The sequence below is a fragment of the Aeribacillus sp. FSL K6-2848 genome, from assembly GCF_038004325.1.
GTDB classification, from domain to species: domain Bacteria; phylum Bacillota; class Bacilli; order Bacillales; family Aeribacillaceae; genus Aeribacillus; species Aeribacillus composti.
Genome location: NZ_JBBOQQ010000001.1, coordinates 3,130,105 through 3,152,708 on the forward strand (window position 1 = coordinate 3,130,105; position 22,604 = coordinate 3,152,708).

The following is a 22,604-nucleotide window of genomic DNA, read 5'->3' on the forward strand; positions in this document are numbered from 1 at the left end:
TAATTTCATGCTAAAAGTATGTCAACTACTTTTTTAAAAAAATTTTTTGAGGGAGAAAAATTCTCCCTCAAGGAAGAGTGGTTAAGCAAATTGGAATTTAGTGGACAAGTTTGAAATTTTCTCTCCATGAAGATTGTAAAAATCTACAATTGCTTGGCCATTCATCAATTCTAGTATAGCATAAGTTTTTTCATTTCTCATCCTCGGAAGGAAAATACTTCCTGGATTGATAAACAATTTCCCGTCTACAAGCTCTGCTCCGGCTATATGCGAATGGCCGAAACAAACAATGTTTGCTTGTGCTTCCTCTGCACGATATTTTAATTTCATTAAAGTCGTTTTGACAGAATATAAATGGCCATGGGTGATAAAAAAGCGATAGGATCCGATTGTTTCAATGATTTCATTCGGGAAGTTTCCAAGGAAATCGCAATTTCCTTTCACGATCAACATATCTTGAATTTGTTCCGCTCCATCATTCAGCTCTGAATCACCGCAATGGATGATTGCTTCTACTTCGTTTATATGCCTTTTCTTAATTTCCACAAGCTCATCCGTAAGACCGTGGCTATCACTAATGATTAAAACTTTCACGATTAGCCTCTCCCCAATCGCCTATTAATTTTTCTAGTTTTTTTAAAGCTTTGGCACGATGGCTGATTTCGTTTTTTTCGAACTGCTTGAGTTGAGCCATCGTTTTTTCTTTGCCTTCCACAAGAAAAATAGGGTCATATCCAAAGCCATTGTCACCGCAAGGTTCAGTTGTAATTTGTCCTTCACACACACCTTCCACCGTCATCGTTTCACGTCCTGGAGCAGCAAACGCCAAAACACATATGAACCTTGCTTTTCGATTTTCAACGCCTTCCATTTTTTTTAAAACCTTTTGAATATTTTTTTGATCATCTTTTTCATTTCCTGCATATCGGGCCGAATAAACCCCTGGTTCGCCATTTAAAGCATCAATCGAAAGCCCGGAATCATCTGCAACAACGGGTTTATGGAGCAATTGGCTGATTGTCTCCGCTTTTAGAACAGCATTTTCATAAAAAGTTTGGCCGGTTTCTTCAACATCTGGCAAATTCGGATAATCCAACAGTGACTTGACCTGTATTCCTTTTTTTTCTAACATCGCGCGAAATTCTTCGATTTTCCCTTTGTTTTTGGTGGCGATCACCAATTCTTTCATGAGCATCCCTCTTCCCGCTGATCCCTGTTATTGATAATTTTTGCAGTCCATTCCCCTAATGCTGCTTTTTGTTTTTCGATTAGTTCCAAAATTCCTTTTTCAGCATATTCCAACAGTAAGTTCAGCTCTTCTTTTGAAAACGTGGATTCTTCTCCAGTTCCCTGCAATTCAACAAAATGGCGGCTTGATGTCATAACAACATTCATATCAACTTTTGCCGCTGAGTCCTCTTCATAATTCAAATCTAAAATGACTCCGTGTTCAGGAACGATCCCTACAGACGTAGCTGCTAAAAAATCTGTTACTGGATATGTATCTAGTACACCGTCATTGAATAATTTACCGAGAGCGAGATTTATTGCAACATAAGAACCTGTTATGGAAGCCGTTCTCGTTCCCCCGTCCGCTTGAATTACATCGCAATCAATCCATAATGTTCTTTCACCCAGTTTCTCCAAATCAACCACTGCACGCAAGCTTCTTCCAATCAGCCGTTGAATTTCCATTGTCCTTCCGGAGATTTTTCCTTTTGATGCCTCCCGGACCGTTCTTTGAGCCGTTGCACGCGGAAGCATGGAATATTCTGCGGTAATCCATCCTTTCCCTTCACCTCTCATAAAAGGAGGGACACGGTCTTCTACACTTGCGCTGCATATCACTTTTGTATCTCCAACCGTTATTAAAACAGACCCTTCCGGATGCTTCAAATAATCCGTTACTATTGTGACTTCTCTTAACTCATCTTGATTTCTGCCATCAAGGCGCATTGTTTTCCCTCCTACCAACTGCAATGTACGAAAACATGAAAGAAGAGGCAGCTATCATGCTCGCCTCTAAAGTCTCATTCTTATAGTATATCAAAAATAGATGTTTAAAAACTACCTGTGTTTACATTTTCAGGTCTTGACACTGGCTCTGACAAACTTTTTCCATCTTCATTCACAAGGTCTTGCTTGCCGTTCACTTTTAGTGCTACTTTTTCTATTCCTTCCTGCTCCGTCAATGTAAGCACAAGGGAGTTTATAACATGATTGGAAACGATCTTTTTCTCCTCATCATAGCTTCCATAAATCGCTTCGTTGAAGTTTAAAGTGACTTGACCGTCTTCATATTTTGGCTTTTCAATCAGCTTCACTTCAGACTGAAACTCGCTTAATAATCCGCTTGAACGGTCTGGACCTTCAACTAATGCGTTAACAGCAGCTACGACTTCGTCTTTTTCTTCATTGCTGATCCTCTTTGTCACGGGAACATAATATACGTTATCCCCTTCTTCCCCAATATAATACACGGTTAGAGGATGAGTATCCGTAATATCAACAGCATCGCTCGTATCAATATTGATGCCGTCTTTTCTAGTCGTTCCTTCGCCGATTGGGGTTCCGTTTACTGGCATTTCTTTCAGTTCATGGCCGTTCACCCAGAGCTTTACTTTATTAATATTTTTAAATTGGGTTAATGTCCATGTAATTGCCTGCAAAATTTTTTCTTCATCTTCCGGCTTGTAGTTAGTAAATTCATTTGAGAAATCTACAATAGCCGTTCCGTCTTTAATATCTACTCCTTTAACAACTGTATCTTCCGGCAATACCGCACGGAACCCGTTCGGGAGAATGTTTGAAACGGGCCCTCCAGCCACTAAATATTCAACGGCTTGTTTGGCTACTTCCTTCGTGTTAGGCAGCTCCAATGTTTGTGGAACGACCATTCCGTTTTTGTCAATTAAATACAGAACTCTTTTCACCGTTTCCTTTGAGGATTCCTCTTTGTCGGACGTTGATTTCGCTGAGTCTAATTGTTGATCAAGCTGATCCCCGTCCTCCAAATAGGTAATATCCTGCGGCGGATCTATTTCTTGTTTTGAACTCTTGCTTCCAAATGAAGAACACCCTGAAAGCAAAACAAAAGTAGCCAAAACTGCTGCTGTCACATTCACCCATCTGTTTTTTGGCATAACAATCCCTCCTAAGGCAGTTTGTACTACTATGTATACGAGCATTGACAAAAAATAGACCAGCTCCAACCAAAAATTCAATGGACAAAAAAACAGCTTGCTCATTTAGAGCAAACTGTTTTCGTTAAAGTTATACTTTCTACATGATCAATGTGATGACCGAACCATTTTGAAGCAATCTTTTGAAACATTTGTTTCGATCCAGTAGTTAAAAATTTGTGGTTTTTATTGCCATCCTCTTGGTTTAAACAATGATGAAAGGATAAAATAGCGCTCACTTCCCGGGCTGTTTCATCTCCCGAGGTGATTATTTTTACGTCTTTCCCGATATATTTTTGAATTAAAGGCCGTAATAGAGGATAATGTGTGCATCCTAAAATAAGCGTATCAATTCTCTTTCCTTTAAAAGGAAGTAAAGATTCTGCAACAATATATTCCGCCCGTTCACCTTCAAATTCGCCGCTTTCTACTAACGGCACAAACTCAGGGCAAGCGAGACTCTCCACAATGACGGAACTATTAATCGTTTTGAGCGCACGAACGTACGCGCCGCTCGATATAGTTCCTTTTGTTCCGATCACACCAATATGGCCTGAGCGTGTAGCATTTATGGCAGCTCTTGCCCCTGGTTGAATTACACCAATCACAGGGATATCAAGTTGTTCTTGAATTTCTTTTAATACAACTGCTGTTGCAGTATTACAAGCAATGACAAGCATTTTGATATGAAAGTTTGAAATTAAATAGTTGGTCAGCTCCCATGTAAATTGTCGAATTTCCATTTTCGGCCTCGGGCCGTACGGACATCGGGCGGTATCACCCAAATAAATTAATTCTTCTTTTGGAAGCTGCCTCATCAACTCTTTAACAACAGTTAATCCACCAACACCTGAATCAATAACTCCAATTGGTCTATTCAAAAAATCGCCTCTATTCTTTCATTTCTTGTTGCAATTTTGCTAATAGCTTTTCCAATTGAACAATTTCTTGATCCGAGAAGTTTTTCAAAACTTCTCTTAAATATTCTTGCCGCTTCGCTAATGCAGCCTCGATAACGCGTTGTCCATTTTCAAGCAATTGAATCCTGACTAATCGACGATCCTTTTCGTCTTTCACCCTTTTAACAAGGTTGTTTTTTTCCATTCGATCCATTAAATCCGTGATCGTGCTGCATGCAAGATACATTTTATTTGAAAGTTCTCCAATTGTCATGTTTCCTGATTCATTCAATAACAGAAGCGCGTCAAATTGCGGAGGAGTAATCGAGTAGTTGCTTAAAATATCACGGCCCTTCTTTTTTAAAATCGCAGCTATGCAGCGGAGGGATTTTTCTATTTCTTCAACAGTATTGAAAACGTACGTCATAACGGGGAACCCTTTCTTTCAAGATTAACAAATAAGATCAAATCTATTTTCCATTTTTTTATGTAAAATTTCAAGCATAGCTGTATTTTTCCAAAATGTGGAAAGACGAATTTTTTCAAAAAGTCACAAGCCTTTTTAAGAGGCCAATGATTCATAGAAAAAGAGTAAAACAAACTCTTTCCTTATCAATCTAAAAAAGGCAGCCGACGGCGAAGTTCCACTAAGGCTGCCTCTTCTGTTTAAAGCTTTAGTTCTCCCATACGAAGAAGTTCTACGACTGCTTGTGAGCGCCCTTTCACACCTAATTTTTGCATAGCATTTGAAATATGGTTCCGCACCGTCTTTTCGCTTATGAAAAGTTCACTGGCTATTTCTCTTGTAGTCTTATCTTGCACTAATAACTCAAATACTTCTCTCTCTCTCTTTGTTAGCAGCGGCTTTGGCTGAAAATCCTTCTCATTCAAGTATTGTAACCCTCCTTGCAGATGAGAGCCAGTCGACAGGATGGATTTAAAAATTGTCACCATATAGTATGATCGCAAAAAGATGACCGTGACAAGATTCATAAAAGAAAGGTGCATTTTAGGCGAAAAGAAGCTTTTTTACGTTAAAGGGACTCGTTTGAAGGAGGAAATGTTCGAGAAAGATTCAACCGTTTCTAAAATTAGGAACACCTTGACATAGCAAGGTGTTCCTTTTTCACAATATACATCAGCTGTCAATATAGTCGCTTCCGAACATTTTACGAAATGCATGGACAGTTGTTTCTCTATTTAATGCCGCAATCGATGTTGTAAGCGGAATTCCTTTTGGACACGATTGAACGCAGTTTTGGGAATTTCCGCAGTTCGCAAGTCCGCCGTCGCCCATGATGGCTTCCAAGCGTTCTGATTTATGCATCGCGCCTGTCGGATGAGCGTTAAACAAACGCACTTGTGATAATGGCGCTGGACCGATGAAGTTCGATTTGCTGTTTACGTTTGGACAAGCTTCAAGACATACGCCGCACGTCATACATTTTGAAAGCTCATATGCCCATTGGCGTTTTTTCTCAGGCATTCTTGGTCCTGGTCCTAAGTCATACGTACCGTCAATTGGTATCCATGCTTTTACTTTTTTCAAAGAGTCGAACATGCGGCTGCGGTCTACTTGAAGATCGCGAATAACCGGGAATGTGCGCATCGGCTCGAGACGAATAGGCTGTTCCAGCTGATCAATCAGCGCTGTACATGATTGACGCGGTTTCCCGTTAATGACCATTGAACAAGCACCGCATACTTCCTCTAAACAGTTCATATCCCATGTTACTGGCGTTGTTTTTTCTCCTTTGGCATTAACAGGGTTACGGCGAATTTCCATTAAGGCCGAAATAACGTTCATATTCGGACGATATGGCACTTCAAATTCTTCTTGATATGGTTCTGTGTCTGGTCGATCCTGTCTGGTGATAATAAACCGCACTGTTTTTTCACTCATTGTTTACTCCCCCTTTTCTCCCAGCTTTTTTAATGTTTCTTCGTATAGTCACGCACACGAGGCTTAATGAGTGATACATCAACATCTTCATAGTGGAACTTAGGAGCTTCCTTCAGGCCGGCAAACGTTGCCATAGTTGTTTTGAGCCACTCTTCATCATTTCGTTCTGGAAATTCTGGTTTATAGTGAGCACCTCGGCTTTCATTACGGTTATAAGCTCCAAGCGTAATAACCCGAGCCAACACAAGCATGTTTCTCAACTGGCGAGTAAAGCTTGCGCCTTGGTTGCTCCATTTCGCAGTATCGTTAATATTAATTCTTTCCCAACGTTCCATAAGCTCTTGAATTTTTTCATCTGTTTTTAGAAGTTTATCATTGTAGCGCACGACTGTAACATTATCCGTCATCCATTCACCAAGCTCTTTATGAAGAACGTAAGCATTTTCGTTTCCATCCATTTTCAGGATTTCGTCCCATTTGCTTTGTTCTTCTTTTACGCGTGCATCATATAATGTGGATGGTAAATCGTCAGCTGATTTTTCCAATCCATTCATATATTCAACAGCTTTTGGTCCTGCAACCATACCACCGTAAATTGCAGAAAGCAATGAGTTTGCTCCAAGCCGGTTCGCACCATGCTGAGAGTAATCGCATTCACCAGCTGCAAACAAACCAGGGATGTTTGTCATTTGATCGTAATCGATCCATAGACCTCCCATAGAATAATGGACGGCAGGGAAAATTTTCATCGGCACTTTTCTTGGATCTTCACCCATGAATTTTTCATAAATTTCGATAATACCGCCTAGTTTAATATCAAGCTCTTTTGGATCTTTATGAGAAAGATCAAGATATACCATGTTTTCGCCATTAATGCCTAATTTCAAGTCTACACATACATGGAATATTTCTCTCGTTGCAATATCACGAGGAACAAGGTTTCCATATGCCGGATATTTTTCTTCAAGGAAATACCATGGTTTTCCGTCTTTATATGTCCAAATTCTTCCGCCTTCGCCGCGTGCAGACTCGCTCATTAATCGAAGCTTGTCATCTCCAGGGATGGCTGTCGGATGAATTTGTATAAATTCCCCGTTTGCATAATAAGCTCCTTGCTGATAAACGATAGAAGCAGCCGATCCCGTATTAATCACAGAGTTTGTTGATTTACCAAAGATAATTCCAGGTCCTCCTGTCGCCATTATTACGGCATTCGAACGGAAAGCTTGAATCTCCATTGATTTTAAATCTTGAGCAACGATGCCGCGGCAGCGTCCTTCATCATCTTGTATGATTCCTAAAAACTCCCAGCCTTCATATTTCGTCACAAGACCTGCTACTTCGTGACGTCGAACTTGCTCGTCCAATGCATATAAAAGCTGTTGTCCAGTTGTTGCTCCGGCAAACGCTGTCCGGTGATGCTGTGTTCCTCCAAAACGACGGAAATCCAACAATCCTTCTGGTGTACGGTTAAACATAACACCCATGCGATCTAAAAGGTTAATAATTCCCGGTGCTGCTTCACACATCGCTTTAACCGGTGGCTGGTTAGCCAAAAAGTCTCCGCCATAAATCGTATCATCAAAATGGATCCACGGAGAGTCTCCTTCTCCTTTTGTATTTACCGCCCCGTTGATCCCTCCTTGAGCACATACTGAATGGGAACGTTTTACAGGTACTAACGAGAATAAGTCAACAGACACCCCGGCTTCCGCAGCCTTTATAGTTGCCATTAAGCCAGCCAAGCCGCCGCCGACAACAATTAATTTTCCTTTACTCATTTTTTCGCCCACTCCCTTGAACGCAATTTAGTTAGATTAGACAAACGCAAAAATGGCACGAAGACCTACGATTGAAAGCAACACAAAAATACCTATTGTCACATAAGTTGAGACTAGCTGAGATTTTGGAGTAACCGTAATTCCCCAGCTGACTGCAAAAGACCATAGACCGTTGGAAAAATGGAAAATCGCTGAAAGAACGCCTACTATGTAAAGCACTAAACTAACAGGATTGCTTAAAATGGATTCCATCATATCAAAATTAACTTCAGCCCCAAACATCGCGGCAATACGAGTTTCCCATACATGCCATGCAATAAAAACAAGGGTAATAATACCAGTTACACGTTGAAGCAGGAACATCCAATTGCGGAAATAGCCAAAGCGACCTACATTGCTTTTTGCTGTGAAAGCAATATAAATCCCATAAATGGCGTGGTATAACAGAGGAAGGAAAATAACGAAAATTTCCAGAAAATAGCGGAATGGTAAATTTTCCATAAAATGCGCTGCGTTGTTAAATGCTTCTTCGCCCCTTGTGGCGAAATGGTTGACAGTCAGGTGTTGAATTAAAAATACGCCAATCGGTACAACACCTAAAAGTGAATGTAGTCTGCGGTTTGCAAATTCTCTGTTACCAGACATATGCGTTTACCCCCTAATCTTAATAAATTAAAAGATTTCTTAAAATCTCCTGCTCCCCCTGCTTGGCATGTAAAAATCCGCCGACAAAATATGACGAAATCTTAAAATAATAGGACAAATTCATTGTACTCCCATAAAGTAGTACCGTCAAGAAAACGTCTACAAAGTATTATTCAGTAAAATCATTTTTTCTGATCGGAAAATAGAATATTTCCCGTATCCGAAATTGATTTTATAAACTCTTTCATCTTATGTGAAAGCTGATATAATATAATTGTTCGCTAGAAAGAGGGGAAACGATTGAAAGAGCTGTCATATCACGATCAATTAAAAGAATTAGAAGAAATAACCTTACATCCTTTTAGCGTTTTGCTGCTTCGCGACTATTTACTTCCTGAACTTCTAGGAAAAGAGCATCATTCCATTTTGTATTGGGCAGGCAAACAGCTAGCTCGAAAAATTCAATTATCTACGTTAGAAGAACTTATATCTTTTTTTTCATCAGCCGGATGGGGCGATCTTCATATTATTCGCCAGAAAAAAAACGAAATGGAATTTGAATTAACAGGCCAATTGATCGAAAAAAGGATGAAGCTTTTCAAAGATTTATCCTTCCAACTAGAAGCAGGATTTATCGCGCAGCAAATCGAATGTATGAACGGTGTCGTCACAGAAGCGTATGAACAGATAAACAAACGCTTAAACAAAGTTATTTTCATTGTAAAATGGGATGAAAAAGATAAAATTTAACAGAATGAAAGGGCAGTAGGAGGATTTAAAAGCTTCCTCCTATTTGTTTTATTACATCGCTATTCGCTGAAATATTGTAAAATGTTTTGTGCTGTTTTTTCAGGCATTCCTGCCTGTTTTAGCTCTTCAAGCGATGCCTTTTTAATATTTTCAACGGAACCGAACGATTTTAACAGTTGTTTTTTACGCTTAGGTCCTATGCCGGGGATTTCATCTAATACAGACTTAAACGTATTCTTTTGGCGGACTTGTCGATGAAACGTAATGGCAAAGCGGTGCACTTCATCTTGAATGCGCTGAAGCAAATAAAATTCTTGGCTGCTTCTTGACAATTGAACAGCAGCTTCCCGGTTGCCGAGAAGCAAATCGCTCGTTTTGTGCTTGTCATCTTTCACAAGCCCGGCAACAGGAACGTCAAGTCCCAGTTCGTTTTCTAATACATCCATAGCTGCTTGTACCTGTCCTTTTCCTCCATCAACAATAATAAGGTCCGGCAACGGCAGCTCCTCCTTCAGCACTCTAGTATATCGCCTGCGAATTACTTCCCTCATCGATTCATAATCATCAGGCCCGCTGACTGTTTTTATTTTAAACTTTCGATACTCTTTTCTCGCAGGTTTTCCATCTATGAAAACAACCATAGCCGAAACAGCGTCCGCGCCTTGAATATTGGAATTGTCAAAAGCTTCAATCCGATGTGGTGTAGGAATATTCAACTGCTTTCCTAAATTTTCAATTGCTTTGATCGTCCTTTCTTCATCTCGTTCAATGAGTGAAAACTTCTCTTTTAACGAAATTTTTGCATTTTGATAAGCTAGCTGTACGAGATCTTTCTTTTTTCCTTTCTTTGGTTTGCTGACCTGTACTTGTACTAAAGCTCGAACCATTTCCTCATTGACATCTTCCGGAATGACTATTTCTTTCGGAAGAAAATGGTCGTTCTTTGCGTAAAATTGACCAATAAATGTTAAAAATTCCTCCTCTGGCTCTTGGTACAGAGGGAAAATGGACACATCCCGTTCTATCAGTTTTCCTTGCCTGATAAAAAATACTTGGACGCACATCCATCCTTTATCGTAATAATAAGCAAATACATCGCGATCAATAAAATCATTGAGAACCATTTTTTGCTTTTCCATTGTTGCTTCGATATGCGCGATTTGGTCCCGATATTCTTTTGCCCTTTCAAATTCAAGATTTTCTGCACATTTCAGCATTTTTTCTGTTAATTCTTTTTTGATCTCCTTATATCCGCCATTTAAAAAACGGATGATGCTTTCCACCATTTGTTTGTTCGTTTCTTCGGAAACTTCGTGAACACAAGGCGCAAGACACTGGCCCATATGATAATAGATGCAAACCCGGTCTGGAAGCGAATTGCATTTTCTCAAAGGATACATGCGGTCAAGCAGCTTTTTTGTCTCTCTCGCAGCTTGGACGTTTGCATACGGTCCAAAGTATTTTCCCTTATCTTTTTTTACTTTTCGTGTGACGATCAGCCGCGGATGGCGCTCGGAAGTAATTTTAATATACGGATAGCTTTTATCATCTTTTAGATTGACATTGTATTTCGGTTCATGTTTTTTAATTAAATTCATTTCTAATAGAAGCGCCTCAATATTCGAGGATGTTACGATATATTCAAAATCGGCAATTTCTTGAACGAGTCTTAACGTTTTTCCGTCATGTGATCCAGTAAAGTAGGAACGAACCCGGTTTTTCAATACTTTTGCCTTTCCAACATAAATGACGGTTCCGTTTTTGTCCTTCATTAAATAACAGCCAGGCTTATTCGGAAGAAGCGAAAGTTTTTCTTTTAAATGCTCATACATCGGTAAAACACTCCAACTTATTCTAATCTGTGCTGGATTTATTCAGCCGTTTTCATTTAAAAGCAAGAAGGCGCTCCAAAAGGTAACTTTCGTGAGCGCCTCTTTTTATATTTTATATTACAAATGTTTGTTAAGCAATTGCGCTAAAGCTTCTTTCGGCTGGTAACCGATCGCTTTATCCACTGCTTCACCATTTTTAAAGACGATTAACGTCGGAATGCTCATGACTCCGTATTGACCGGCAGTTTCTTGATTTTCATCCACGTTAAGCTTAACAATTTTTACTTTGTCACCAAGTTCTTGATCCAATTCTTCAAGGACTGGGGCAATCATTTTACATGGACCGCACCAAGGCGCCCAGAAATCTGCCAATACTACACCCTCGCTTGTTTCTTGGGAAAAATTCTGGTCAGTAACGTTTACAATTGCCATCTTAATTCCTCCTAATTCACTTTTTCTATGTGAAGTATACCATGTTCTTTCGCTTGAAGCGAATGTTTTGATCTGCAACTATTTTTTCATATTTTTTGTATTTTATGTACGTCGTGACCCGTCTCCACTTATACTAGGAGGAATGGATTTGTTCAAAAAAATACGAGTCCATTCAGGACACGTTAAGAGGAATGGATTTTTAATTTTTTAAATTCTTCCGTAAGCATTGGCACAACTTCAAATAAATCTCCGACAATACCGTAGTCTGCGACGTTGAAAATGTTCGCTTCCGGATCTTTATTGATTGCAACAATTACTTTAGAATTCGACATTCCCGCTAAATGCTGAATGGCTCCAGAAATTCCGCAGGCAATATATAAATCCGGTGTAACGACTTTTCCCGTTTGTCCGATTTGCAGCGAGTAGTCACAATAGTTTGCATCACAGGCACCGCGTGACGCCCCTACTGCTCCTCCGAGCACAGATGCCAATTCTTTTAACGGTTCAAACCCTTCTGCACTTTTTACCCCTCTCCCTCCGGCAACGATCACCTTTGCTTCAGATAAGTCAACGCCTTCCGCTGCATTTTGGACAACCTCACGCACGATCGTGCGCAGATCTTTTATTTCTACCGATATGGAAGCAACTTCTCCGCTCCTTGATTCATTTTTTTCGAGAGGTGGAATATTGTTCGGACGAACGGTCGCAAAAATAATCCCATCCGTAATGATTTTTTTCTCAAAAGCTTTTCCTGAATAGATCGGTCTTGTGAAAACAACGTTACCGCCCACTATTTCTACAGCGGTAGCATCAGAAATAAGACCTGCGTTTAATTTAGCCGCTATTTTTGGAGATAAATCTTTGCCTAATGCCGTATGTCCGAAAATAATAGCGTCAGGCTTTTCACTGTCAATGATCGCCATGACAGCTTGTGAATACCCGTCCGGACTATAATATTTCAATTTTTCATCTTCCACGATGACAACCCTATCCGCTCCATAATAAATCATGTCATTTGCAAGCGTTCTAACGTTCTCTCCAATTAATCCGGCGACCACCTCTCCGCCTTCGGATATTATCTTGCCGGCTGCAAGCGCTTCAAATGATACGTTCCTTAAAAATTGATCCCTTATTTCTCCCAATACGAACACTTTTCGAGCCATTTTTTCATCCCCCTGCTATATTCGTCTCCACTAAATAACTTTTGCTTCTGATCTCAATAAAGAAACAAGTTCCTTCACTTGATCCTGCAGTTCCCCTTGCAATATTTTTCCTGCTTCTTTTTTAGGCGGCAAATAAATTTCTAACGTTTTTGTTTTCGGCATGACATCTTCTTCTTCAAGATCTAAATCATCGAGCTCCAACTCTTCAAGCGGTTTTTTCTTTGCCTTCATAATTCCCGGCAAAGACGGGTATCTCGGTTCGTTTAAACCTTGTTGGGCAGTTACTAAAAGAGGGAGTGTTGTTTCAATGATTTCCGAATCCCCTTCAACATCTCTCACAATTTTCACGTTTTTTCCATCTATTTCAATATTTGTGATCGTTGTGACATACGGAATGTCAAGAAGCTCCGCCAAACGGGGGCCTACTTGGCCAGATCCTCCGTCAATGGCAACGTTTCCAGCTAATATAATGTCCGCTTCTTTATCCTTCAAAAATTCATATAGAATTTTTGCTGTTGTAAATTGATCTCCATCTTCCAAATCTTCCTCAATATTTATTAAGACAGCTTTATCGCATCCCATCGCAAGAGCCGTTCTCAGCTCTTTTTCGCTTTCTTCTGATCCTACTGTAACAACAGTTACTTCTCCGCCATGAGCCTCCTTAAGCTGCAGCGCTTCTTCAATGGCATATTCATCATAAGGGTTTATGATGAATTCTGCATCATCCTCGGAGATTGATCCATTTTCAATTAAAATTTTTTCTTCTGTGTCAAAAGTTCTTTTCATAAGGACAAAAATATTCACCTTTCCCATCCCCTTTTTAAAAATTGATCATTCTCTTTTTATGAATGATTGCTTTTAAATCCGTTGATTAACAGCTCAGGAATTTTTTCTGCAATTGTGAGGAGATCGTATTTTTGATCTTTCATTACCCACGTTGTCGCCGTTTCGTCCATCGTCCCAAAAATCATTTGTCTTGCCAGCCTTAAATCCAAATCTTGTCGAAACTCTCCCGTTTTTTTTCCGAATTCGATCACTTCGTCTATTACTTTCAAATATTCTTTAAAAATTTCATTTATGCGCCGGCGCAATTCTTTGTTTACTTGCCGCAATTCCAATTGAAGAACCACTGCCAAATTCCGATCATGAACTAGCATTTGAAAATGCTTTTCGATCAACGCAAACAATTTTTCTGCAGCAGTCTGCTTTGCATCAATGCTTTTTTTCACTTCAGCGATATGATTCATCAATCTTTCTCGAAAAAGGGAGATTAAAATATCCTCCTTGTTTTTAAAATACAAATAAATCGTTCCATCTGCTACGCCCGCCTGTTTGGCAATTTTCGAAACCTGAGCGGAATGATAGCCGTTCTCCGCAATGACGACAATAGCTGCATCAATGATTTGTTTATATTTTGCCTTTTTTTCTTTCAACGTGTATCTTCCCTTCAAAATGAATGAATGGTCATTCATTTATATGATATTTAGATTAAGCCTTTTTGTCAAGCATTGAGGGAAGTTTTTATTCTCGTTCAAAACCGATAGATGTCCGTTTTATATTTTTCTTTCTTCCTCTACTAGTTTTCTTCTTAAAATTTTTCCTACTGCTGTTTTCGGAAGCTCGTCGCGAAATTCGTATTTTTTCGGCACTTTGTACGGGGCAAGATGTTTTCGGGCGAATTGGTCAAGCTCTTGCTCCGTAAGCTGTGCTCCTCCCTTTGGTACAACATAAGCTTTCACGGTCTCGCCTCTGTAAGGATCCGGAACACCTGCAACGACAACCTCTTTAACCTTTTCATTAGCATACAACACTTCTTCTATCTCGCGGGGATAAATATTGTACCCGCCAGCAATAATCATATCTTTTTTACGATCGACAATATAAAAGAATCCGTCTTCATCCATATAGCCGATATCTCCTGTAAAAAGCCATCCGTCTTTGAAAACCGCTTCCGTTTCCTCTCGGTTGTTCCAGTAGCCTTTCATCACCTGCGGTCCTTTTACAATAAGCTCGCCGAATTCGTTGACATCTGCAAATCCTTCTTTTTCAGCCGAATAAATGGCTGCATGCGTATTGGGCCAAGGGATGCCAATGCTTCCTTTTTTCTTGACATCTGAATAAAATAAGTTTGCATGCGTAACGGGAGAAGCTTCCGAGAGTCCATATCCTTCAACAAGCTTCCCGCCTGTTTCTTTTTCAAAGCGCTCCTGAATTTCTACCGGAAGAGGAGCCGAACCGCTGATACAATATTTAACCGAGGACAAGTCGTATTTTCGCAAATCTTTATGATTTAAAAGAGCAACATAAATCGTTGGCACTCCTGGAAAAAGCGTTGGCTTTTCTTTTTCAATCGCTTTCAAAATTTCGGTTGAATCAAATTTGGGGATTAAAATCATTTTAAAACCTTCCATGATCGATAAATTCATTACAGTCGTCATGCCATATACGTGAAAAAAAGGCAAAACTCCTAGTATGGACTCTTCTCCTTTCCTGCATTTATACATCCAGGCAGCACACATTTTCGTATTGGAAATTAAGTTTTCATGCGTCAACATCACCCCTTTAGGCGTCCCTGTCGTCCCTCCTGTATATTGCAAAAGGGCAATATCTTCTTTCGGATCAATATTTACTGTCAATTCTTTAGCAGGCGATGTTTTTAAGATCTCTGTCCATACATGAACACCATTTGCTGCGTTTACCTTTATTAAAAGATTTTGCTCCTTCTTTTGAATGAGCGGGTATAGAAGATTTTTTGGGAAAGGCAAATACTCTTGGATCTTTGTTATTATGATATGTTTGATATTTGTGAGAGATTTCAATTTCGAGGCTTTTGGATAGAAAAGATCTAATGTAATGAGATGTGTAGCACTGCTGTCATTCAACTGGTACTCCAGCTCTGATTCTGTATAAAGAGGGTTCAATTGAACGACTATTCCGCCTGCCTCCAGAACTGCATAATAAGCAATAACTGCCTGTGGACAATTTGGAAGCATAATCGCTGCCCGATCCCCTTTTTCAAACCCTGTTTGCTCCAAATAATTAGCCAATTGAAGCATCTGTTCGTATAGCTTGCGGTACGTAATGTTCTTTCCAAGAAATGAAACGGCTGTATGATTCGGAAACTGATTAGCCGTATCTTGAAAATATTTGGAAAGCGGCTTATTCTCCCAAGAGATATTATGCGGAATTTCCGAGGGATAAAAATTGAGCCAAGGTTTTTGACATTCCATTTATCTCCTCTCCTTTGAAAAATAATGATGATTTTATTTCATTATATCAAAATAAAATTCAGAAATATAATTATTTTTAGAATTTTAAATAGGAAAAAGCGGAGACCTTTTCTTTTCTCCGCTTTTTCAAGCAAAAAACACCATATAAATAATACCGATCGCAATAAACAGACCGCACAAACCAAATAAAATTTTAGCCAGCGTTTCCATGTTCCCCTCTCCTAATTTGTAATTCCTGCTCCGATTACAAAGGACAAGCCTATGGATATGACCATTGAGATAAAGCCAACTGCACGGTTATCCTTTTGAATTTCATCATCAATATTAAATTTAGGAGTCAGAAATTCAAAAATAAAATATCCGATTAAGAGCAAGGCAAATCCGTAAAAGCCCCAGCCAATCATTTCAAAAAGACCGTCATGCTGTTCAATTGAGAATCGGAAAACGTTTGAAATCCCGAAAATTTTGCCGCCTGTTGCCATTGCAACAGCCACATTGCCTTTTTGGATTTCTTCCCAGTTTTTATATTTCGTCACCAATTCAAAAATGACTAAAAATAAAACCCCGCACAATATGACAACACTATAATTAGCAGCAGTTTGAACATATACGTTTTCCCAAAACAGATTCATGTTTACTCTCCTTAAAGAAAAGTTTATTTGAACTCGACAATCGTAACACCTGTTCCGCCTTCATTTGCTTCACCGAAACGGACGTTTTTAACAGCGCGGTGGTTTTGCAAAAATTCCCGCACCCCTTTTCTTAAAGCGCCCGTCCCTTTGCCATGAATAATGTGCGCCCGTGGATATCCTGCGAGAAGACAATCGTCAATATATTTTTCAAGACGGAGGAGCGCATCTTCATATCGCTCTCCCCGCAAATCAAGTTCTAATGAAACATGAAAATCCTTCCCTTTTACTGTTGCGAGCGTTTTTTCTCCCTCTTGTTTCGGGCTGCCAATATATTCAAGATCTTCTTCTTTTACTTTCATTTTCAATATTCCAATTTGTACAAGCCATTCACTTTCATTTGCTTTTTCAAGCAGATGTCCTTTTTGATTTAAGTTGATCACTTTTACCTCATCGCCGGGGCGCAGCTGCTTTTTGCTTTTTTGTTTTTCAGATTTTTGTTCAGTATTTATAAATTCAGGCGCTGCATATTCAAGCCGCTTTTTTGCTTCTATTAATTCATGCTCTTTAATAGCTGAACTGTGCTCTTTTTGCATGTTTTTCAATTTTTGAATAATCTGATCTGCTTCTTTTTGCGCTTCTTCCAGCCTTTTTTTCACCATTTCCTCAGCTTCTTGATATAGGCGGTCTTTCTGCTTATTAAATTCAATGATTTGTTCTTGTAGTTCTTTATGAAGTTTTTCTGCTTCTTTCAGCGTTTTTTCAGCTTCCATCCAATCCTCTTCAGCACGTTTTTTGCTTTCCTCAAGGGAGGCAATCATTGCATCCGTTTTGGATCTGTCAGCGCTCATGAACGATTTGGCGCGCTCAATAATTTCTTTGCTCAATCCAAGCCTTTTTGATATTTCAAACGCATTACTTCGGCCAGGTACACCGATCAACAATTTATACGTCGGCGATAATGTGTCGACATCAAACTCAACGCTTGCATTGATCACGCCCTTACGGTTAAATCCGTATGCTTTCAATTCGGGATAGTGGGTGGTTGCAACAACTTGCGCTCCTCTGTTTAAAGCTTCATCCAAAATTGCAATGGCTAGAGCAGCACCTTCTCCAGGATCTGTACCTGCCCCAAGTTCATCAAGTAGTACGAGTGAGCGATCATTAAGTTCCTGTAAAATTTTGACGATGTTCACCATATGAGAAGAAAATGTACTCAAATTTTGTTCAATTGACTGTTCATCCCCAATATCTGCGTAAACTGCCTCAAATACCGGCATTGTAGATCCTTCTTCAGCAGGTATTTGCAGACCTGATTGCGCCATTAGTGCGAGCAGTCCAATTGTCTTCAGCGTCACCGTCTTACCGCCGGTGTTTGGACCGGTAATGACAATCGATTGAAAATCTTCCCCAAGTTCAATTGTATTTGGCACAACGGTTTCAGGGTCAATAAGAGGATGGCGGGCTTTATATAGCTTCATAATGCCACGATCATTTATATTTGGCTTTGTAGCCTTTAATTTTTTAGCATACAATGCCTTGGCAAACATAAAATCGATTTCACCCATTACAGTGATATTATGAATGATTCCCTTGCTTATGTCAGCAACCATTTTCGACAATTCCGTTAAGATCCGTTCAATTTCGCGCCTTTCCTTAATCCGCGCTTCATTTAAAGAGTTGCTCGCTTCTACGATAGCCTGCGGCTCAATAAACAGAGTTGCTCCTGAGGAAGATTGATCATGGACGATTCCTCCGTAAACTCCTCTATATTCTTGTTTGACAGGAATGCAATAGCGGTCATTTCGAATCGTAATAATGGCATCCGAAAGATTTTTTTGTGCAGATGGGGAGCGAATGATCGATTCCAGCTTTTCGCGAATACGAGCCTCCAGTGTACGGATTTGACCTCTTATCGCTTTTAATTTATCGCTCGCATCATCAACAATTTCCCCGTCATCGCGTATGCAACGTTGAATTTCTTTTTCTTCTTTTAAATAAATTCCGATTTCGCTGACCAATTGTTCTAAATGAGGAAGTGAAACCTCCTCTTCTTGAGTCAACTTTTCAATAAATTGCTTCATTTGTCTTGAAGCATATAACACGGCAGAAACAGCCACAAGCTCTTGCGGACCTAAAGTTCCGCCTATTTGCGCACGCTTTACGCTCGGCCGTATGTCGCTTAATCCTCCGAAAGGGGCAGAGCCTTTCAATCGGAGCACTGTTAGTGCTTCATCTGTCTGCTCCTGCCTCTTCAGTACTTCGTTGATGTCTCCTGATGGCATAAGCTTTAACGCTTTCTCTTTTCCTAAAGAAGAAGAAGCATGCTCTTTCAGCAGTTCCCTTATTTTATTAAATTCCAAAACATGTAACACTCGTTCCTGCAACTTCTCAAAACCTCCTGACAGTTGAATGGTCAGTCTTTCCTTTTTAAAAATTGCTTTAATTGTTCAACATCCCACGTATTCACAACGTCATCCGGCTGAATGAAAGCTTTCCGCGCATACGCAACCCCTATCTCCATATGTTCTAGCATGTTTATGCTGTGGGCATCTGTATTAATCACAACCTTTACACCGTATTCCTTCGCTTTCTTCAAATGTTCTACACATAAGTCAAGCCTGTTCGGATTTGCGTTCAATTCTAAAATAGTATCTGTTTCCTTTGCAAGTTCTAAAAGCATTTCTATATCAACATCGTATCCTTCTCTTCGCCCAATTAACCTTCCAGTCGGATGAGCGATAATATCAACATGGTTATTATATAGGGCTGCTTTCAGCCTTTTCATAATTACACTCTGCGGCTGGGAAAAGTTCGAATGGATCGATGCAATAACTATATCTAGCTCTTTTAGACAATCGTCGTCATAATCAAGTGTACCGTCCGGCAAAATATCCATCTCGATTCCTCTGAAAATCGTAAAATCAGAATATTGTTCATTCAACATGTCAATTTCTTCTTTTTGTTCTTTCAGCTGCTCAGGAGTCAAGCCGTTGGCTACTTTTAAAAATTGCGAGTGATCTGTAATCGCGATGTACTTGTAGCCTTTTCTTTTAGCAGCCTCAGCCATTTCCTTGATTGAATGAGCGCCGTCGCTCCATGTTGAATGCATATGGAGATCTCCCTTTATTTCCTCGAGCGAAATAAGATTTCCTTTGTATTTTTCCACTTCCTCCCCATCTTCCCGAACCTCTGGCGGAATGTAGGGAAGCTGAAAGTGTGCATACAGCTCTTTTTCTGACTCAAATGTGAGCACTTCTCCGGTTTCTATTATTTCTACGCCGTATTCGCTTATTTTTTCTCCTCTTTCCTTCGCTAGCTGGCGCATTTTTACATTATGCTCTTTTGAGCCTGTAAAATGGTGCAAAGCCGAAATGAATTCCTTTGGGTGCACGATGCGAAAATCGACCTGAACCTTGACATCAAACTTGAGTTCAATCGATATTTTCGTATCGCCTTTCGCAATGATTTCAGTTATATTCGGCATTGTTAAAATGTAATCTCGCACAGCTTCTTTATTTTCCGCCGCAATAATAAAGTCAAGGTCTTTTATCGTTTCTTTCATTCTTCTTAAGCTTCCTGCGCGAGAAAAGCGAACTATTCCGTTTTTCTGTCCTTTTTCTAAAAATTTCTCTATTTTTTCTGCAATCGGCAGCATATAAGCAAGAGGCAGTCGGCCCGGTTTTTTATTCATTTCATCGATCGCAGCCAATATTTTTTCTTCCGTTACTTTTCCAAAACCTTGTAAACTTTGCACTTTATGTTCTTCACAAGCTTTTTTTAAAGAATCGATGTCCACAACACCTAAATCCTTGTACAATTTTGCAATCTTCTTTCCGCCCAGCCCTGGCAATTGAAGAAGAGGGATTAACCCTTCAGGAACTTCCTTTTGCAAGGTTTGCAGCGTTTTTGACTCGCCGGTTTTTATGAATTCTTCGATGACTGCACTCGTTCCTTTCCCAATCCCACTGATTAAAGTAAAATCGTGGATGTCTGATAGGCTTCTCGCATCTCTTTCAAGGGCATTGGCAGCTTTATAAAACGCGGAGATTTTAAAAGGGTTTTCGCCTTTTAACTCCATATATACCGCAATTTTCTTTAACAGGCTGACAACATCCTTTTTGTGAACCGTCATGTTTTACGTCACCTCTTGAATTTTAAACAATATAAAAATCACCTGCTATCGAACTATTTAATAGAAACAGAGAAGGACGATGGGGGTCTAAATAAAGATGTTTCCATCGTCCCTTTACGTCTAACTTCCTTTACCGAAATAGCCGATCCAAAGATCGTGAATTTTATCAGATAAGACAGGGGTATGATTGACAATTAAATCAGCCAGCAGCGATTTATCGATAAGATTTTGAATTTGCTCGGCTGGAATGAGCGCTGCCAAAAAAAGCAGAATGAATAAAATGAGGTATGTTTCCGCAAAACCTAAAACCGCACCCAGCAAGCGGTTGATTTGCTTAAGTATTGGAAGCATTGCAACAAAATCAAACATAGATCCGATGATGTGAAGCGCTATTTTTGATCCGATAAACAAAAGCACGAATGCAACTCCGCGATAGTAAGCTTCCTCCAAATGGCCCCCTGTCAATATAGATAGAGCAGCATTTGAATCTCCTATATTTGGATACGGTACCCATAATTCCAGTTTAGGAGCAAGATCGTCAAAATATGTTCTGGCAATTATGAAAGACACTATAACACTTGATAAATAAACTACTTGGAGAATAAATCCCCTTTTAAGGCCAGTGAGCAATCCGAATACTAAGAAAAATAAAATGATCAAGTCAAGCATTTTAAATTTCAATCCTTTTCCTGAAGTTGCTTTTCTAGTTCTTCAAATTTCTCCTTTAATTTGAGATAATCATGAACAGCATTTACCGCAGTTAGTACTGCCAGCTTGTTTAAATCTAGAGATGGGTTTTTTTGACTGATTTCCCGCATTTTTTCGTCAACAATTGAAGCGACAAGCTTCATATGATTTACGCTCTCATTTCCAACAATCGAATACTGCTGTCCATATATATAAACAGTCGCTTTATTTTTAGGTTGATCAGACAAAGCGAATCCTCCATCCTCTATGAAAAAATATCACAAAATGATTCAAAATCCTAATCATAATCATAACATGTTTGTCGAAAAGATGGAAAGAAGAACAAAAGAAAGGGTACAATAATATAGCATCCATTTTAGGAAAGCGAGGCGTTTTTTATTGTCCAATATCGTCATAAAAGTTGATCATGGGGGAATTCAAACTTTGAAAGATTTTTATAATCCTTTCATTATAGACAGAACCCCTCCAGGTGCCGTCTTTTCTGCCAAATTGACAAACTGTACGATCACTGCTTACAAGTCGGGAAAAGTGCTTTTTCAAGGATCTGCCGCTCAGCAGGAAGCAAACAGATGGGAAAAAATAGCAAAAACAGCCCCTTCTCAAACAGAGGATGAGCTTCAACAGCTTCAACAGATGTCAGTCATCGGCTCTGATGAAGCAGGAACGGGGGATTATTTTGGACCGATCACGGTTGCTGCAGTATTTGTCCCTAAAGAAAAAAGAAAACTGGTTCAGCAGCTTGGAGTAAAAGATTCAAAGGCTTTGACAGACAAACAAGTTTTTTCAATCGCCAACACTTTAATAGAGAAAGTTCCGTACAGCCTCTTAATTTTGCGCAATGAAAAATACAATCAATTGCAAAAATCTGGAATGAACCAAGGGAAATTGAAAGCTATCCTTCATAATCAAGCGATTCATCATTTACTCAAGAAAATTTCTCCTGATAAACCAGAAGCTGTGTTAATCGATCAGTTTGCAGAGCCGAATGTTTACTTTCAATATCTTAAAGACCGGGATGTTCCGTTTAAAGACATAACCATCTTTAAACCGAAGGCGGAGCATATACACATATCTGTCGCTGCAGCATCCATTATCGCAAGATATGCTTTTTTAAAAGAATTAAACAGCTTATCCAACGCAGCCGGATTTTATTTACCAAAAGGAGCCAGCCATACTGTTGATGAAGCTGCTGCCAAATTAATAAAGGAAAAAGGGAAAAACACACTTGGCAAAATGGCAAAGCTTCATTTTGCCAACACCGAAAAAGCTTTGAATCTATTGAATTGAAATGACGAATCCGGAAATCTTATTTTCT

General features: G+C 39.5%; 23 protein-coding genes. 2 read left to right on the plus strand and 21 right to left on the minus strand.

Features of this window, described 5'->3' with window-relative positions; all coding sequences use genetic code 11:
- Positions 1–81 precede the first annotated feature (81 nt).
- From NSS70_RS15115 to NSS70_RS15160, 10 genes are all read right to left on the minus strand, one after another.
- Entirely contained in the window at positions 82–594 is a 513-nt protein-coding gene (locus tag NSS70_RS15115; protein ID WP_339196985.1) for a metallophosphoesterase family protein, read from the minus strand.
- Complete coding sequence (locus NSS70_RS15120; protein WP_339196988.1) at positions 575–1,189, minus strand: XTP/dITP diphosphatase; 615 nt, start codon at positions 1,187–1,189, stop codon at positions 575–577. The genes NSS70_RS15115 and NSS70_RS15120 overlap by 20 nt, the downstream gene beginning before the upstream one ends.
- On the minus strand, positions 1,186–1,956 hold the full coding sequence (gene rph, locus NSS70_RS15125; RefSeq protein ID WP_063387450.1) for a ribonuclease PH: 771 nt from the start codon (positions 1,954–1,956) through the stop codon (positions 1,186–1,188). The genes NSS70_RS15120 and rph overlap by 4 nt, the downstream gene beginning before the upstream one ends.
- 104 nt (positions 1,957–2,060) lie before the next feature.
- The gene (locus tag NSS70_RS15130) at positions 2,061–3,143 is read right to left on the minus strand and encodes a GerMN domain-containing protein (protein WP_144597666.1); all 1,083 of its coding nucleotides are present in this window, start codon (positions 3,141–3,143) and stop codon (positions 2,061–2,063) included.
- Between the two features lie 101 nt (positions 3,144–3,244).
- On the minus strand, positions 3,245–4,063 hold the full coding sequence (gene racE / locus NSS70_RS15135) for a glutamate racemase (RefSeq protein WP_339196991.1): 819 nt from the start codon (positions 4,061–4,063) through the stop codon (positions 3,245–3,247).
- 10 nt (positions 4,064–4,073) lie between these two features.
- Positions 4,074–4,508, minus strand: coding sequence for a MarR family winged helix-turn-helix transcriptional regulator (locus NSS70_RS15140; RefSeq protein WP_339193195.1), 435 nt, complete (start codon positions 4,506–4,508; stop codon positions 4,074–4,076).
- A 239-nt stretch (positions 4,509–4,747) separates the two neighbouring features.
- Positions 4,748–4,972, minus strand: a complete 225-nt coding sequence (locus NSS70_RS15145) for a helix-turn-helix domain-containing protein (protein WP_063387446.1) — start codon at positions 4,970–4,972, stop codon at positions 4,748–4,750.
- Positions 4,973–5,219: 247 nt separating this feature from the next.
- Positions 5,220–5,984, minus strand: coding sequence for a succinate dehydrogenase iron-sulfur subunit (sdhB, locus tag NSS70_RS15150; protein ID WP_339196994.1), 765 nt, complete (start codon positions 5,982–5,984; stop codon positions 5,220–5,222).
- 29 nt (positions 5,985–6,013) lie between these two features.
- The gene (gene sdhA, locus NSS70_RS15155; protein WP_066247775.1) at positions 6,014–7,765 is read right to left on the minus strand and encodes a succinate dehydrogenase flavoprotein subunit; all 1,752 of its coding nucleotides are present in this window, start codon (positions 7,763–7,765) and stop codon (positions 6,014–6,016) included.
- A gap of 36 nt (positions 7,766–7,801) precedes the next feature.
- A complete protein-coding gene (locus NSS70_RS15160) occupies positions 7,802–8,410 on the minus strand; it encodes a succinate dehydrogenase cytochrome b558 subunit (RefSeq protein ID WP_339196997.1) in 609 nt (202 codons plus the stop codon).
- A gap of 300 nt (positions 8,411–8,710) precedes the next feature.
- Here NSS70_RS15160 and NSS70_RS15165 point away from each other — a divergent pair, with 300 nt between their 5' ends.
- Complete coding sequence (locus NSS70_RS15165; protein ID WP_232515579.1) at positions 8,711–9,160, plus strand: YslB family protein; 450 nt, start codon at positions 8,711–8,713, stop codon at positions 9,158–9,160.
- A gap of 59 nt (positions 9,161–9,219) precedes the next feature.
- On the opposite strand, the gene uvrC is transcribed toward NSS70_RS15165, so the two are convergent.
- From uvrC to zapA, 11 genes are all read right to left on the minus strand, one after another.
- Complete coding sequence (uvrC, locus tag NSS70_RS15170) at positions 9,220–10,992, minus strand: excinuclease ABC subunit UvrC (protein WP_094246311.1); 1,773 nt, start codon at positions 10,990–10,992, stop codon at positions 9,220–9,222.
- A gap of 117 nt (positions 10,993–11,109) precedes the next feature.
- Positions 11,110–11,424, minus strand: a complete 315-nt coding sequence (gene trxA / locus NSS70_RS15175; protein WP_063387440.1) for a thioredoxin — start codon at positions 11,422–11,424, stop codon at positions 11,110–11,112.
- 182 nt (positions 11,425–11,606) lie between these two features.
- Positions 11,607–12,587 carry an electron transfer flavoprotein subunit alpha/FixB family protein gene (locus NSS70_RS15180; RefSeq protein WP_063387439.1) on the minus strand — a complete coding sequence of 327 codons (981 nt, stop codon included), beginning with the start codon at positions 12,585–12,587 and terminating at the stop codon, positions 11,607–11,609.
- A gap of 30 nt (positions 12,588–12,617) precedes the next feature.
- On the minus strand, positions 12,618–13,391 hold the full coding sequence (locus NSS70_RS15185) for an electron transfer flavoprotein subunit beta/FixA family protein (protein ID WP_063387438.1): 774 nt from the start codon (positions 13,389–13,391) through the stop codon (positions 12,618–12,620).
- A gap of 38 nt (positions 13,392–13,429) precedes the next feature.
- On the minus strand, positions 13,430–14,020 hold the full coding sequence (locus NSS70_RS15190; RefSeq protein WP_339197000.1) for a TetR/AcrR family transcriptional regulator: 591 nt from the start codon (positions 14,018–14,020) through the stop codon (positions 13,430–13,432).
- 120 nt (positions 14,021–14,140) lie between these two features.
- Positions 14,141–15,817: a long-chain-fatty-acid--CoA ligase gene (locus NSS70_RS15195; RefSeq protein WP_094246314.1), complete on the minus strand. Its 1,677-nt coding sequence runs from the start codon at positions 15,815–15,817 to the stop codon at positions 14,141–14,143.
- Positions 15,818–16,038: 221 nt separating this feature from the next.
- On the minus strand, positions 16,039–16,449 hold the full coding sequence (locus NSS70_RS15200) for a DUF350 domain-containing protein (protein WP_063387435.1): 411 nt from the start codon (positions 16,447–16,449) through the stop codon (positions 16,039–16,041).
- Between the two features lie 23 nt (positions 16,450–16,472).
- Positions 16,473–18,833 carry an endonuclease MutS2 gene (locus NSS70_RS15205; RefSeq protein ID WP_340734104.1) on the minus strand — a complete coding sequence of 787 codons (2,361 nt, stop codon included), beginning with the start codon at positions 18,831–18,833 and terminating at the stop codon, positions 16,473–16,475.
- A 29-nt stretch (positions 18,834–18,862) separates the two neighbouring features.
- Positions 18,863–20,581, minus strand: coding sequence for a DNA polymerase/3'-5' exonuclease PolX (gene polX / locus NSS70_RS15210; RefSeq protein ID WP_339197005.1), 1,719 nt, complete (start codon positions 20,579–20,581; stop codon positions 18,863–18,865).
- Positions 20,582–20,701: 120 nt separating this feature from the next.
- Positions 20,702–21,250: a CvpA family protein gene (locus NSS70_RS15215; protein WP_063387432.1), complete on the minus strand. Its 549-nt coding sequence runs from the start codon at positions 21,248–21,250 to the stop codon at positions 20,702–20,704.
- An 8-nt stretch (positions 21,251–21,258) separates the two neighbouring features.
- Positions 21,259–21,516, minus strand: coding sequence for a cell division protein ZapA (zapA, locus tag NSS70_RS15220; RefSeq protein WP_063387431.1), 258 nt, complete (start codon positions 21,514–21,516; stop codon positions 21,259–21,261).
- 151 nt (positions 21,517–21,667) lie between these two features.
- Here zapA and rnhC point away from each other — a divergent pair, with 151 nt between their 5' ends.
- Positions 21,668–22,576, plus strand: a complete 909-nt coding sequence (gene rnhC / locus NSS70_RS15225) for a ribonuclease HIII (protein ID WP_340881880.1) — start codon at positions 21,668–21,670, stop codon at positions 22,574–22,576.
- Positions 22,577–22,604: the final 28 nt, after the last annotated feature.

Coding starts and splice junctions, on each gene's coding strand:
- NSS70_RS15120 (WP_339196988.1), bottom strand. CDS start 1,189: ATGAAAGAATTGGTGATCGCCACCAAAAACAAAGGGAAAATCGAAGAA.
- rph (WP_063387450.1), bottom strand. CDS start 1,956: ATGCGCCTTGATGGCAGAAATCAAGATGAGTTAAGAGAAGTCACAATA.
- NSS70_RS15130 (WP_144597666.1), bottom strand. CDS start 3,143: ATGCCAAAAAACAGATGGGTGAATGTGACAGCAGCAGTTTTGGCTACT.
- NSS70_RS15140 (WP_339193195.1), bottom strand. CDS start 4,508: ATGACGTACGTTTTCAATACTGTTGAAGAAATAGAAAAATCCCTCCGC.
- sdhB (WP_339196994.1), bottom strand. CDS start 5,984: ATGAGTGAAAAAACAGTGCGGTTTATTATCACCAGACAGGATCGACCA.
- sdhA (WP_066247775.1), bottom strand. CDS start 7,765: ATGAGTAAAGGAAAATTAATTGTTGTCGGCGGCGGCTTGGCTGGCTTA.
- NSS70_RS15160 (WP_339196997.1), bottom strand. CDS start 8,410: ATGTCTGGTAACAGAGAATTTGCAAACCGCAGACTACATTCACTTTTA.
- uvrC (WP_094246311.1), bottom strand. CDS start 10,992: ATGTATGAGCATTTAAAAGAAAAACTTTCGCTTCTTCCGAATAAGCCT.
- trxA (WP_063387440.1), bottom strand. CDS start 11,424: ATGGCAATTGTAAACGTTACTGACCAGAATTTTTCCCAAGAAACAAGC.
- NSS70_RS15180 (WP_063387439.1), bottom strand. CDS start 12,587: ATGGCTCGAAAAGTGTTCGTATTGGGAGAAATAAGGGATCAATTTTTA.
- NSS70_RS15195 (WP_094246314.1), bottom strand. CDS start 15,817: ATGGAATGTCAAAAACCTTGGCTCAATTTTTATCCCTCGGAAATTCCG.
- NSS70_RS15200 (WP_063387435.1), bottom strand. CDS start 16,449: ATGAATCTGTTTTGGGAAAACGTATATGTTCAAACTGCTGCTAATTAT.
- polX (WP_339197005.1), bottom strand. CDS start 20,581: ATGACGGTTCACAAAAAGGATGTTGTCAGCCTGTTAAAGAAAATTGCG.
- NSS70_RS15215 (WP_063387432.1), bottom strand. CDS start 21,250: ATGCTTGACTTGATCATTTTATTTTTCTTAGTATTCGGATTGCTCACT.